Source organism: Bacillus sp. GS3m_15504, assembly GCF_055825275.1.
The window spans coordinates 255218-268153 of the sequence record NZ_JBVVNL010000002.1 but is presented as its reverse complement, the minus strand read 5'-3'; the positions used below and the strand labels follow the sequence as shown (position 1 = coordinate 268153).

Genomic DNA, 12936 nt, shown 5'->3' with positions numbered 1-12936 from the left:
TTTATAAAATTTTCCAAAAACAACCTTATATCGCTGAGTCCAGAAATGGAGCGGGGGAACCAATTTTGTGCATTGTCACTTGGGGTGAATCTTTCATTACGAAAGTAGGGCTACTCTTTAGGCCCGAATCCGACAGCTAACCTCGTAAGCGTTTGGAGAGGAGGTTTACTTTTGTGTTGTTCGTTTTTGAACGCTGAGTAGAGCCTCAGTGTTCTTTTTTGGCTATTAAATGGTAAAATTTAACATTTAGGAATGGGGGATTATAATGCTAGATGTAGTAATAATCGGAATCTTGGTTGTATTAGTAACATCTATGATAGGGCTTGCAAGCTGGTCAAATAAAATTGTGAAAGAAGGAAAATCGAAATGACGATTGTACTTTCGATTGTAGTATTACTTATTACAAGTTATTTAGTATATGCGTTATTAAATCCAGAGAAGTTTTAAGTAAGGGGAGGTAACGATAATGATATGGGTTGCAGTTATTGTAACGATATTACTGTTTGTACTACTAGCGATTCCAATGGGAGCTTATTTAGAAAGGTCGTTCCAAGGTAGTCAGACATTAGATAAAGTATTTGGGCCAATCGAAAGAATTATTTTTAAGTGTGGCAATATAAAACAAAATAATCAAACCTGGGTACAATACGCATTTGCTATGTTGTTAACAAACGCTTGTATGATTATATTTGTTTATATAGTTTTTAGATTTCAAGGTGTTCTTCCATTGAATCCTAGCAAAATAGAGGGAATGGAACCTACACTGGCATTTAATACAGCAATTAGTTTTATGACGAACACAAATTTACAGCATTATAGCGGTGAAAGTGGTTTATCTTATTTATCACAGATAATCGGGATTACGTTTATGATGTTCACCGCACCAGCAACGACTTTAGCTTTAGCAATTGCCTTTATTCGTGGCTTAGCTGGTAAAGAGTTAGGGAATTTCTTTGTTGACTTTGTTCGCGCAATCATACGCGTATTAATGCCAATCGCATTTCTTATGGCAATTGTATTCGTAGCACAGGGTATGCCGCAAACATTTAGCGGTAGCGCAGTAGCACATACACTTGAAGGGGCAAAACAAATAATTCCACGAGGTCCATTAGCATCTTTAGAATCTATTAAAATGCTAGGAAATAACGGTGGTGGGTTCTTTGGGGTTAACTCTGCACATCCTTTTGAGAATCCAACGGCAATTACAAATGTATTAGAAATGATGCTTATGATGCTTATTACAACATCACTTCCATTTACATATGGAAGAATGATAGGTAGTAAAAAACAGGGAAGAATTTTATTCGTATCAATGCTCATGATGTTTATTATCGGATTTGGAACAGTTGTAACAGCTGAATTACAGGGAAATCCAGTTTTAAATCAAGTAGGTATGGATAGTACACAAGGAAACATGGAAGGAAAAGAAGTTCGTTTCGGAACGGTAATGACATCGCTCTTTGCAACTGTTACAACAGCATCTGAAACAGGCGCTGTTAACTCAATGCATGATACGTTGACACCAATTGGTGGCATGTTACCACTTGTAAATATGCTGCTTAATACAGTGTTCGGCGGTGTTGGAGCAGGATTTATAAACGTTATAATGTATGCAATAATTGCGGTCTTTATTTCAGGGTTAATGGTCGGACGCACACCCGAGTTTCTAGGTAAAAAGCTAGAAGGAAAAGAAATGAAACTTATTGCGGTAACACTATTATTCCAGCCGTTATTAATTCTTGGAGCATCAGCAATTGCTTTATCAACAAGTTTAGGTACAGAGGCAATCATAAATTCAGGATTTCATGGTATTACACAAGTCATTTATGAATTTACATCATCGGCAGCAAATAATGGTTCTGGTTTTGAAGGGTTAGCGGATAGTACACCGTTTTGGAATATATCTACTGGGCTTGTTATGTATTTAGCACGTTTCTTCGGCTTAGTAACGATGCTTGCCGTAGCGGCTTCTTTAAAAGAAAAAACATTAGTACCTGAAACAGTCGGAACATTCAGAACGGATAATGGGTTATTTGGAGGGATTTTTGTAGGAACAATCTTTATTGTTGGTGCATTAACATTCTTCCCAGTATTAGTATTAGGACCAATTGCAGAGTTTTTAACTCTATAAGAAGTGAGGGTAATCATTATGCGACCAGCTATGTTAAAGGAAAAACAAATACAAGCTGTACCGTCTCCCAAAATAGAAGATGGGGAAGTTAGAAGTGCGAAAACATTGGATCGTGACATCATATTAAATGCTTTAAAACAATCTATTGTAAAGTTAAATCCAAAACAAATGATCAAAAATCCAATTATGTTTGTTGTAGAAATTGGTTTTCTTATTACATTGATTTTATCAATCGTGCCAAGCTTATCAACAAATGTTCCATTATGGTTCAATATAGCAGTTACACTAGTTCTCTTATTCACGGTTCTTTTTGCGAATTTTGCGGAAGCATTAGCAGAAGGGCGCGGAAAAGCACAGGCTGACTCATTAAAACAATCAAAAAAGGACGTCTTTGCAAATATCGTAAAGGAAAATGGAGAAATTACTAGAGTTTCAGCATCAAATTTAAAAAAAGGTGATATTGTTCTCGTGAAACAAGGTGAGATGATTCCGGGTGATGGTGAAGTAATCCGCGGTTTAGCATCTGTTGATGAGTCAGCAATTACAGGTGAATCAGCACCAGTTATGAAAGAGGCAGGTGGCGATTTTTGCTCTGTTACAGGCGGGACAATGGTTGTCAGTGATGAGATTTCTATTCGAATTACAAGTAATCCAGGTGAATCGTTTTTAGATAAGATGATTTCGTTAGTCGAAGGAGCGACACGTCAAAAAACGCCCAATGAAATTGCATTAAATACAGTATTAACGAGTTTAACATTAATCTTCTTAATTGTAGTTGTAACACTGCCACTATTTACGAATTATCTAGGTTTCCAAATTGATACATCTATTCTTGTGGCATTACTTGTTTGTTTAATACCGACAACAATTGGTGGATTGTTATCTGCGATTGGGATTGCTGGAATGGATCGTGTAACAAAGTTTAATGTACTTGCAATGAGTGGGAAAGCAGTAGAAGCAGCGGGTGATATTAATACAATAATTTTAGACAAAACAGGTACCATTACATTTGGTAACCGGATGGCTCATACTTTATTACCAGTTGGAAATGAAACAATTGAACAACTAGCAAAATGGGCAGCGCTTAGCTCAGTATTAGATGAGACTCCAGAGGGCCGTTCTGTTATTGATTACGTACAATTAAAAGGGCTATCTTACAATGCATCAGAGGCAAAGGCAGGAGAGTTTGTGCCATTTAAAGCAGAGACACGAATGAGTGGTGTTGATTTAAGTAGTGGAATGAAAGTAAGAAAAGGAGCTGTTGGAGCTGTTATTGGTTGGGTGGAATCTCAAGGAGGCGTTGTTCCGAAAGATTTAAATCAAAAAGCAGATTTAATTGCAAAAGAAGGTGGTACACCGCTGGCAGTTGCAGTAGGGGATCATATTTTCGGTTTAATCTATTTAAAAGATACTGTGAAGCCAGGTATGCGTGAACGATTTGAACAGCTTCGTCAGATGGGGATTAAAACGGTTATGTGTACAGGTGATAATCCATTAACAGCAGCAACGATTGCAAAAGAAGCGGGTGTAGATGAATTTGTTGCAGAGTGTAAGCCGGAAGATAAAATTGCAGTTATTAAAGCAGAGCAAGAAAAAGGGAAATTAGTTGCGATGACAGGTGATGGTACAAATGATGCACCTGCACTCGCACAAGCTGATGTTGGTCTCGCGATGAATAGTGGTACAGCGGCAGCGAAAGAAGCTGCAAATATGATTGATTTAGATTCCAATCCAACAAAAATTATTGAAGTAGTTGCGATTGGAAAGCAGCTATTAATGACGCGTGGTGCATTAACGACATTCAGTATTGCAAATGATGTAGCGAAATACTTTGCGATTATTCCAGCAATGTTTACAGTTGCAATTCCGCAAATGGAAGCACTCAATATTATGGGATTACATTCACCATTTTCAGCAATTCTTTCAGCATTAATTTTCAATGCAATCATTATTCCGATATTGATTCCATTAGCAATGAAAGGTATTGCATATAAACCGATGAGTTCAAATACGCTGCTGTCACGCAATCTATTTATTTATGGTTTTGGCGGGGTGCTTGTACCATTTATTGGAATTAAATTAATTGATTTAGTCGTTGGACTATTCATTTAATAAAGAAGGGGTTATATACATGATTGAGAAACAAAATTTATTTGGACCTGTTATTCGCTTAACTGGTGTACTTGTAGTTTTATGTGGTCTTGTTTATCCAGCTGTAGTAACTGGGGTTGTACAAGTAACGATGAAGGATAATGCAGAAGGAAGTTTAATATATAATAACGGTGAGATAATTGGTTCTAAGTTAATCGGTCAGGAATTTAAGGATCCAAAGTATTTCCAAGGACGTGTATCAAGTATTGGTTATAAAGCAGAAGGTTCTGGATCTAACAACTATGCTCCTTCTAATTTAGATTTATTACATCGTACAGAAGAAAGTATTGAAAAATGGAAGAAAGATAATCCTTCTGTGCCGGTAACAGAAGTTCCAATGGATTTAGTGACAAATTCAGCTTCAGGACTCGATCCAGATATTAGTCCAAAAGCTGCATATGCACAGGTTGAGCGTGTTGCAAAGGAAACGAAAGTTTCAAAAGATAAACTAAAAGATATGATTGCTTCTCATACAGAAGGACGTGTACTTGGTTTATATGGCGAGGAACGAGTGAATGTATTAAAGTTGAACATGGAAGTACAAAAATTTACAAAATAATAGACTTGCAACAGAACCTCAATCGTTATCGAGGTTCTGTTGCAAGTTTTTCTTAGTGAAGATAAACCTTAGAAAAAATCTAGAAAAATCAGACATGAGATATTTTAAAGGGCAACAATTCAAATAAAAAATTATTATGGTAGCTGTCGGCTACTAATGACGTTTTTTTAAGTTATCGTGATGTCTCTGAAATTTTAAAAGAAAGTGGGATACCGCCATATCACTATCAAGTTATGTTTTTGATATACCCCCTAAATAAAAAAATCTTTACTACAGGTAATTTCTTTGAAAGGTTTGCTTATTTTTAGTTATTTTCTTTCTGATTTTGATGATATCAGGAGAATCACTTTAAGACTAATGTTTTTGGTGACTTGAAAGTAAACTAATGGATAAAAGTTTACTTTCACCTTTTAAATCATTTACAGTTATTTTTGTAATAAATTTATCAATATAGATATACTTGTTAGTTGTAGTTTCAGTATTCGAAGTAAACAAAAAATATGATGGTTATCTTTTTATTTTTGGATTTTTGGTTTACAGCCGAGATAAAGAAAGTAAGTTTAATAAGTATAAATTTAACAAGTTAAGATAGTAATGAAAAGGATAAAAGAGGAAATTGATAAATCTTCATATTTACTTTCGATATTTGGATTAGGGTTATTCTTTTCCGTTAGACACGGTTTATTAATATTTTTAGCATATTGGAAAGATGAAATAATTTCTTCAAATAACCTAATTTTATCTGTAATAGGAGTATTATTATTAATTGTTTTAATGTGTTTTATAAGCAACGTAGTAAAGTCAAACAATTATAAATTCATTTAGAATCCAATAATCTACTTGTTTAAAGAAAATAAAACAAGTAGATTATTGGATTTGTTTTCCGCCTTATTCAATATCTTATAATATGTTAAATCCCCATAGATAACTATCTTATATTAATTACATAAACTAGCGTATTTTTTCATTCTAGAGGGCATTTCTTTTTATTAGCTTGATAGCGATGTGTTGCTATCCCAATTTATCGTTTTTTCATAACCTATTCGTATATAGGGGAATTGGTAACACACTTCTACATAGACTAATGTAAAGGTGAAAACTGTTTTTTCATTTAAGGAATGAGTGTATTTTGTTTGGAGGTAATAATATGTCCGATAAACCAAATGAGCAAAAGAAATGGCAGGGAATTCAGGCTGCGGCCTTTGATCCTAATCTCGTGGGGCCAACACTTACATCTATTCCTCCCTTTACTTTTCCAACAGGTCCGATAGGACCTACAGGAGCAGCTGGACCCACGGGAGCAACTGGACCTACAGGAGCAACTGGACCCACGGGAGCAACTGGACCTACAGGAGCAACTGGACCCACGGGAGCAACTGGACCCACAGGAGCAACTGGATCTACAGGAGCAACTGGCCCTACGGGAGCAACTGGATCTACAGGAGCAACTGGCCCTACGGGAGCAACTGGACTTACGGGAGCAACTGGCCCTACAGGAGCAACTGGACCTACGGGAGCAACTGGACTTACGGGAGCAACTGGCCCTACAGGAGCAACTGGCCCTACGGGAGCAACTGGACTTACGGGAGCAATTGGCCCTACAGGAGCAACTGGCCCTACGGGAACAACTGGCCCTACAGGAGCAACTGGCCCTACAGGAGCAACTGGCCCTACGGGAACAACTGGGCCTACGGGAGTAACTGGTACTACAGTTTTAACAGGAGTTGGAGTTCCAACATGCGACATTGGAGATTTGGGTGATATTTACATTGACCTATCCACGGGGAGCACGTATTATAAGCTCTCTCAGCCAGTTCCTCCGATGGTCAGAGCTATTCCAGCTCCTACCGGAAACACAATACTTGTTGGGTCAACGCAGACCTATACCACGATTGATGCAGCTTTAGCTGTGGCTAATAATGGTGATAGACTATTACTTGATGCCGAAACTTTTTCAATTACATCCACCATTGCTGTCAATAAATCAGTAACAATTGAGGGGCAAGGAATAGGGGCAACTACCGTTGTCACTGCCTTGAATACTGTAATCTCTATGTTTAATGTTACAGTATCTAATGTTGTTTTCCAAAACATGTCTATCGTCCAAAATTTCCCATCTGTTTTAGGAGTTGAGTCTGTTATTTCAATTAATAATTTGTCAGCAACAGGAATATATATTGATAGTTGTGAAATTTCAGTATGTGAACTCGGTATCACTATTGTAGCAACTGAGTTTCAAATAACAAATTGCAACTTTACCTATGCACCCGCTGCATCACCTAACAATGGATACTTCTATATCATTATTTCCTCTACTTCAGGACAAAGTATTATTGACAGTAATACTTTTGTGTCTGATTCAGGTGACACACGATGCAGATTTATTATTATCACTAATATAACTGTTAATTCTGGAACATTACAAGGGAACTTAATAGTAAGCAATAATAATCAAGATAATTCTTCTCCTTTTACATTGAGACATCTATTACTAATTGAAGAATTTGTTGGTACAAATTTCGGATTGTTTCTTCTAAGCAATACGACAGTTAATGAAGGGAATGTACCTGTCTTACTATTTAATGCTAATTTTAATATTTTTAAGTTTATTGAAGTTATTGGAAACAGTGTTCAAAATTCCGCCGGAAAGGGAATTATCGGAATTGACTCGAGTTCTACCGGTCAAACACCTATTTTCAGTTCGAGTAATACAATTGCAAACCAATTTTTCACTGCAGGATGGGCTTCTGCAACTGTACCATCTAGTTTTATTGTGGGATATAATACAACAGTAATCTCAGAGGCACCTAATCTTCCGTTAACTAATTGTTATTGGCTTATGTTGATTTAATAACGTATAGATGTAATTTAGAAGTGTAATATGTTACTATGCCCCAAAACAAGAAAACTCAAATATTTGAATAACATTGTAGAACAAGACAATCACTTTATTAAGAAACATGTATATTCTATATTAAGAATCAAGTTTTTTCACACAGCTATATCTTTGCAGAAGTAGGTGACATGTTTGGGTTTTTATAAAGTATAAGAAACCGTCAGAAGAAGTAGAGATTGAATAGGGATGTAATTTCGAAAAAATAATATCACTAACTCGGGGAACACAACTTTATTGGATTTTCTTGCAAAGTCTTTATGTATATATTAATAAAAAAGAATGCACACAAATTAAAATGTGCATTCTTTTTTATTAATAAAGCTTGGTTAATAACTAACTGTATTCTTATTGCTATAACTATAACTTTCTTCCATAGCCAATGCCTCTGCTTTAGTAACATGAACGGTACCAAATGGGTGACTTGGAGGAGCATATATCGAGTAAAGTTTTAACGGAATATTACCTGTATTAGTTACATTATGCCATGTTCCAGCAGGTATTATAATTGCATAATCATCATAGACCATTTTTTGAAAATCTAATTTATCTTTGTTATCCCCCATTTGAACGAGTCCTTGGCCCTCTTCAATACGTATGAATTGATCAGTTGTAGGGTGTACTTCTAAACCTATGTCATCTCCAACATTAATGCTCATTAGAGTTACTTGTAAGTTTTTCCCTGTCCAGATAGCGGTGCGGTAAGTATTGTTTTGTTTTGTGGCTTGGTTAATATTCAATACAAATGGTCTAGCTCCATAATCGGTTAATCTAATATTTTCACAATAAGGATTCCGGTTGTAGTCCCAAGAAATATTGTTGTAACTGTAGTAATAAGGATTCCAAGCGTAAATCCAATTATTGTTATTCCAGATGCAATCCATTGGGTTTTGACTTTGACAATAACGTGGATTATATTGCATATTCAAGCTCCTCTCATAATTTTATCATTTTCTGTTTATCCTATGCAGTTGTCTATTTATAGGAATGCAGAATAAGAGGAAATAGGCAGTAATAAAAAATACAAACAAACTTTATCATTTTTCCAGGAAAAATAAAAGTAACAATTTGATAAAGAATGTACTATTTGTATAAAACACTTAATAAAATTGTTAATTTAAATAAAAAAGAGCCGCGCGTGAAGAGTTGTAGGTTTTCGTAAGGTTGAGTTATGTCGTATTCAAAAGGGATTTTAAAATGAATATGTTTTAAATGTACTGGTAAATTTATCTAATTTGTTTGCGACGGTTATTTTAAACAAAAACGTTATTTGGTATGTAAATAGAAGAGCACTTAGAAAAGTCCCTTTCTGTAACGACTATCCCCTCTAAAAAGAAATGATGCAATATATTATATCGAATTATATGGATTTAGTTGTGTGTATTTTGTATGAAAATTTCATTTTGTAGAAAAGGGGAATGAATATGAAACAAGAGGTACAGCGATTAGTAGATAAGGGATTAATGTACTTTCCTAAGTCATTTGTAGAGAGTTATAACGAGCTAATATTTGAACCTAAAAATAAAATGTATTTTCATTTAGAAGATGTCGAAAACGGATTAGATTTTAAATGTAAATTGTTCACATGGTTATCAAGACCTGTAAGTAAGGGACTGAGTGCGTATTGGTCAACGAAGATTTTATAAAGCTTTAATTGGTTGTTAGGGACAAGCTTCACTAAAGAAGAAATGAGATTGATTTATACGTATTAAGGAAATGGAACAAATAAATCGCTGTGTGTAGAATTAGTAAAATCAGATTACGACTTATTGTTGGTGATTCCAGAAAATAAAAGAGCAGATAGAAAAAGCTAACTGCTCATCCAAGGAAAACAGAGAAAGGTAATCATGTCTCTACAGTATTGACGGAATTTTGAGTTTATCCAGGGGGAGAGGGAAATGGATAGAGTATTCGTTCTTGAGTTACTTGAACAGGAAAATGAGAGTGGTATATATGGTGTATTCGTAAACGAAGAGGAAGCAATTGAGAAAGGCAAAGAGTTGATTGCATTAACAGAAAATGATTACTGGAGGTATACAGTTGAAAATTATCCGTATTTCAAATAGGAAGGATGAACATAAATGGAGTTTTGAGTATTAGCGTATTTATACTAGAAGATGTTTAGTATAATTTTGCAGAAGAAGATATAACAATAGGATATACAGCTACTTGTTTTTTACCAACTGAAGAGATGGCTCAAAGTATGTCGATGAAAATAATGCATCTGATGAGTTGATTCCAGTAAAAATAAACATTCATACATTAGATGATAGTTCTTGGACATCATCACGTGAAATAGTTGACCATTGGGGACATTAAAACTCAACGAAATAATCATTTTAGTAGAAAGAGGTGAATAAAAATGGGACAAGGAAACCGTGGAATGGCGTTTGAAAAACTTATTAATCTATTGAATGAAATGTATCAAAGAGGTAGAGTGGCACTTATAAACAAGCATCCGAATCCTGTAAAGGGCTAAAGATTAAGGGGGGAGGTATTAACAGGATATTATGCATCTAAAAACACTGTAGACTGCGACGGTATATAAAGGACGAGCTATAGCATTTGATGCGAAATCTACAGAGAAAGATACGTGTTTTGATTTAAATCACATAAAGCAGCACCAGTTTGATTACCTGGAGAAATCGGAGAAGATGGGAGCAATATGCTTCTTCCTTATTGGCCTCACCATATCAAGAAAAGAAGATTGTACGTTTAGACACATTTCGGACACGAAAAAACCGATTCCCTGTACGTTAAGGAATCGGTTTTTATTTTTGAATGATATTTGTAAATAAGATTAGCTAATAAAATCCCTTCCATAAAATAGTATAATTTGAAGAAACACAAAGTATTTTTACTTCTTTGTTGCTTCAAGTTTTCGTTTATTAATAGCTCGATAAGGAGACTCCTGTGATATTATAGTTTCTTCTAGGATTTCTTTGATGGAATATTGGTCACTATCATATATACGTAGTGTAATTAAAAGTTTTCCTTTTTCTAGTTTTGGTCCCCCTATGTTATTTCCCGTTTTTTTTTACTCTCTTCTAATCCTTCTTTTCCTCGTTCAGCTTCGATCATTCTGATTTACACCCCACGATTGAAGCTGAATATTCAATTCCATTTACAATTGCTTGTGTTCGATATTGTACGACAACCTCTAAACCTTTTGAACGAAACTTATTTACAACTTTATCTAATTCCATTTTTAAATCCTTACGACTCTCTGATTTAACTATTTCAATTTCTATAGTTTTCACAGTAACACCTCCTAAACAAAATGTTAAAAATTTTTGTGTTCACTATCACTTTGTTCTTCTTTACAATACATTTATCTTATTAAGATTTAAAAATCATACAACAAAAGAGTGAAACGGTTTAGGATACTCTTTCACCTACCTCTTAATTTGATACCGTTTTATTTAAGAGGCATAGATATAAGTTATGCAAATCAATGAAACTGAATCAAGTACTAAGAGTTATCATATGGCAGGTGTTCAAATAAACCTAATATTTTTATATTTAGAACCTTGTTGATGATTATTTTCTTGAAAATCACTTATATATGACAGTATCATACACTAGTTATAAAAATGATAGTTCTATCTTGAAATGGAAGGTGCTTATAATAATGTGTAAATTGAATCTCAAAGGACTAACAGGGAAAGTTGTTACAAAATCACATTGTGAGTATGAAAAGGCGAGGCAAGAATGGAATCGCTCTGTACAAAAGTTTCCACTCATTATTGTTTATTGCTATACAAAGTATGATGTAAGCAATGCAATTATTTGGGCAAGGAAAAAACAAGTGGATATTCGCATACGTTCAGGTGGCCATCATTATGAGGGATATTCTGTGGGCAATAACGTTATTGTTATTGATGTAAGTAAAATGGACCGTCTAGAAGTTACTCCCCAAAAACAAACATTAAAAATACAGGGGGGGACCAGAAATGAACAAGTTTATGATTTTATCTCCTCTAAAGGGTATCCCTTTCCAGGAGGTACGTGCCCTACTGTGGGAGTATCAGGATACACATTAGGAGGCGGTTGGGGATATTCTTGTAGAAATTTTGGACTTGGATGTGACAGTTTAATAGAAATTGAGTTAGTAGACTATAAAGGCAGGTTAATTGTAGCGAATAAAAAATGTCATAGCAATCTATTTTGGGCTTGTAGAGGAGGTGGTGGTGGGAACTTTGGTGTTATTGTTTCAATGACATTTAAAATACCTCCAAAAGTCGATAAAATTACATTAATTGAAATATATTGGCCCAAAGCTTCACCAGAAATACAGCGAGCTTTCTTACAGAAATGGCAAAATGGTTAGTGGACCTGGATTATAGGATTACACTTGGGGTTAGTTTATATAACTCTGCTAACGAAGGATTAGCCATATATGGACGAGGGATATTTTACGGAACTCCAGAAGAAGCAAGAGATATTTTGCAATCATTAGTTTGTATAGAGGGAGGAACAACTAACTTGGAGTATATTGGCTTTTTAGATGCAATGAAAAAAATTGAAGCATCTTATCTTAAATCAGAACAATTTAAATCTACAGGAAGATTTGTCCATAGATATTATAATGATCAGGAAATTGAAAATATAATTCATCTTATTAAGAATAGACCAAGGGGCAGTATCTTTGCAGCAATAAGCCTCTATGCTCTTGGGGGCAAAGTAAATGATATAAATAAGAACGATACTGCATCTTTTTACCGGGATGCTCACTATATTTTGGGGATTCAATCTATATGGGAAGAGCCTATTTTTAAAAAAGATAATTTTAAATGGGTTGAACAGCGATTTAGCTATATAAAAACTATTACAAAGGGTTATTTTATAAATTTTCCTTATAGTGAATTAAAAGATTATATGTGCGCTTACTACGGAGAAAACTCCGAACGTTTAAAGGAAATAAATAAAGAGTATGATCCGTGTAATATATTTACATTTCCTCAAGGGATCCAAAATTAAATAAATATGTAGATTCTTATAAAAATCAAGGTTTAAAAAAATATAAAAACTAAAATTTCGGATTTTTTTGTACAGAGTTAGAATATGGACAAACTTTATGAAAATGAGTTTTGTCTTTATCTTTTTTAATAGAAAAACTACAATACTCTTAAAGTAATAAGTGTATTTATCATGTGGTTAAATAAAAAAGTACGGAATATATTTTCGGTATACAGAGAATCA

General features: G+C 34.6%; 10 protein-coding genes, 4 pseudogenes and 1 riboswitch. Of the genes and pseudogenes, 11 read left to right on the top strand and 3 right to left on the bottom strand.

From position 1 onward, the window contains the following. The first annotated feature begins 21 nt into the window (after nt 1–21). Nucleotides 22–165, top strand: a riboswitch (cyclic di-AMP (ydaO/yuaA leader). Between the two features lie 100 nt (nt 166–265). The 7 genes and pseudogenes from AC0L0O_RS20775 to AC0L0O_RS20745 form a co-directional block, all read left to right on the top strand. After that, complete coding sequence (locus tag AC0L0O_RS20775; RefSeq protein WP_098405502.1) at nt 266–370, top strand: hypothetical protein; 105 nt, start codon at nt 266–268, stop codon at nt 368–370. Next, complete coding sequence (gene kdpF / locus AC0L0O_RS20770; protein ID WP_098405503.1) at nt 367–447, top strand: K(+)-transporting ATPase subunit F; 81 nt, start codon at nt 367–369, stop codon at nt 445–447. The genes AC0L0O_RS20775 and kdpF overlap by 4 nt, the downstream gene beginning before the upstream one ends. Nucleotides 448–466: 19 nt before the next feature. Further along, entirely contained in the window at nt 467–2131 is a 1665-nt protein-coding gene (gene kdpA / locus AC0L0O_RS20765) for a potassium-transporting ATPase subunit KdpA (RefSeq protein WP_473786023.1), read from the top strand. Between the two features lie 18 nt (nt 2132–2149). Next, entirely contained in the window at nt 2150–4243 is a 2094-nt protein-coding gene (gene kdpB, locus AC0L0O_RS20760; protein WP_473786022.1) for a potassium-transporting ATPase subunit KdpB, read from the top strand. A gap of 19 nt (nt 4244–4262) precedes the next feature. Continuing rightward, nucleotides 4263–4841: a K(+)-transporting ATPase subunit C gene (gene kdpC, locus AC0L0O_RS20755; RefSeq protein WP_134189262.1), complete on the top strand. Its 579-nt coding sequence runs from the start codon at nt 4263–4265 to the stop codon at nt 4839–4841. 1147 nt (nt 4842–5988) lie between these two features. Next, nucleotides 5989–7692, top strand: a complete 1704-nt coding sequence (locus tag AC0L0O_RS20750) for an exosporium leader peptide-containing protein (RefSeq protein WP_473786021.1) — start codon at nt 5989–5991, stop codon at nt 7690–7692. A gap of 45 nt (nt 7693–7737) precedes the next feature. After that, nucleotides 7738–7860, top strand: a pseudogene (locus AC0L0O_RS20745) (IS6 family transposase); the annotation flags it as partial. Nucleotides 7861–8063: 203 nt separating this feature from the next. Here the strand turns inward: AC0L0O_RS20745 and AC0L0O_RS20740 are convergent. Next, nucleotides 8064–8657 carry a cupin domain-containing protein gene (locus tag AC0L0O_RS20740; protein ID WP_473786020.1) on the bottom strand — a complete coding sequence of 198 codons (594 nt, stop codon included), beginning with the start codon at nt 8655–8657 and terminating at the stop codon, nt 8064–8066. Nucleotides 8658–9158: 501 nt separating this feature from the next. Between AC0L0O_RS20740 and AC0L0O_RS20735 the strand changes: the two genes are divergently transcribed. The 3 genes and pseudogenes from AC0L0O_RS20735 to AC0L0O_RS20725 form a co-directional block, all read left to right on the top strand. Next, on the top strand, nt 9159–9380 hold the full coding sequence (locus tag AC0L0O_RS20735) for a hypothetical protein (RefSeq protein WP_473786019.1): 222 nt from the start codon (nt 9159–9161) through the stop codon (nt 9378–9380). A 252-nt stretch (nt 9381–9632) separates the two neighbouring features. Further along, complete coding sequence (locus AC0L0O_RS20730; protein WP_473786018.1) at nt 9633–9800, top strand: hypothetical protein; 168 nt, start codon at nt 9633–9635, stop codon at nt 9798–9800. Nucleotides 9801–10096: 296 nt separating this feature from the next. After that, nucleotides 10097–10415, top strand: a pseudogene (locus AC0L0O_RS20725) (Holliday junction resolvase RecU); the annotation flags it as partial. A gap of 176 nt (nt 10416–10591) precedes the next feature. Here AC0L0O_RS20725 and AC0L0O_RS20720 read toward each other — a convergent pair. Continuing rightward, nucleotides 10592–10818 (bottom strand): annotated as a pseudogene (locus AC0L0O_RS20720) (recombinase family protein); the annotation flags it as partial. After that, a complete protein-coding gene (locus AC0L0O_RS20715; protein ID WP_253184245.1) occupies nt 10812–10994 on the bottom strand; it encodes a hypothetical protein in 183 nt (60 codons plus the stop codon). The gene AC0L0O_RS20715 and the pseudogene AC0L0O_RS20720, both read right to left, overlap by 7 nt. Before the next feature lie 371 nt (nt 10995–11365). Here AC0L0O_RS20715 and AC0L0O_RS20710 point away from each other — a divergent pair. After that, nucleotides 11366–12714, top strand: a pseudogene (locus AC0L0O_RS20710) (FAD-binding oxidoreductase). Nucleotides 12715–12936: the final 222 nt, after the last annotated feature.

What these genes read in the sequence shown, in the direction of transcription:
- AC0L0O_RS20775 (WP_098405502.1), top strand. Translation starts at nt 266, where the DNA reads ATGCTAGATGTAGTAATAATCGGAATCTTGGTTGTATTAGTAACATCT.
- AC0L0O_RS20750 (WP_473786021.1), top strand. Translation starts at nt 5,989, where the DNA reads ATGTCCGATAAACCAAATGAGCAAAAGAAATGGCAGGGAATTCAGGCT.
- AC0L0O_RS20730 (WP_473786018.1), top strand. Translation starts at nt 9,633, where the DNA reads ATGGATAGAGTATTCGTTCTTGAGTTACTTGAACAGGAAAATGAGAGT.
- kdpC (WP_134189262.1), top strand. Translation starts at nt 4,263, where the DNA reads ATGATTGAGAAACAAAATTTATTTGGACCTGTTATTCGCTTAACTGGT.
- kdpF (WP_098405503.1), top strand. Translation starts at nt 367, where the DNA reads ATGACGATTGTACTTTCGATTGTAGTATTACTTATTACAAGTTATTTA.
- kdpB (WP_473786022.1), top strand. Translation starts at nt 2,150, where the DNA reads ATGCGACCAGCTATGTTAAAGGAAAAACAAATACAAGCTGTACCGTCT.
- AC0L0O_RS20735 (WP_473786019.1), top strand. Translation starts at nt 9,159, where the DNA reads ATGAAACAAGAGGTACAGCGATTAGTAGATAAGGGATTAATGTACTTT.
- AC0L0O_RS20740 (WP_473786020.1), bottom strand. Translation starts at nt 8,657, where the DNA reads ATGCAATATAATCCACGTTATTGTCAAAGTCAAAACCCAATGGATTGC.
- kdpA (WP_473786023.1), top strand. Translation starts at nt 467, where the DNA reads ATGATATGGGTTGCAGTTATTGTAACGATATTACTGTTTGTACTACTA.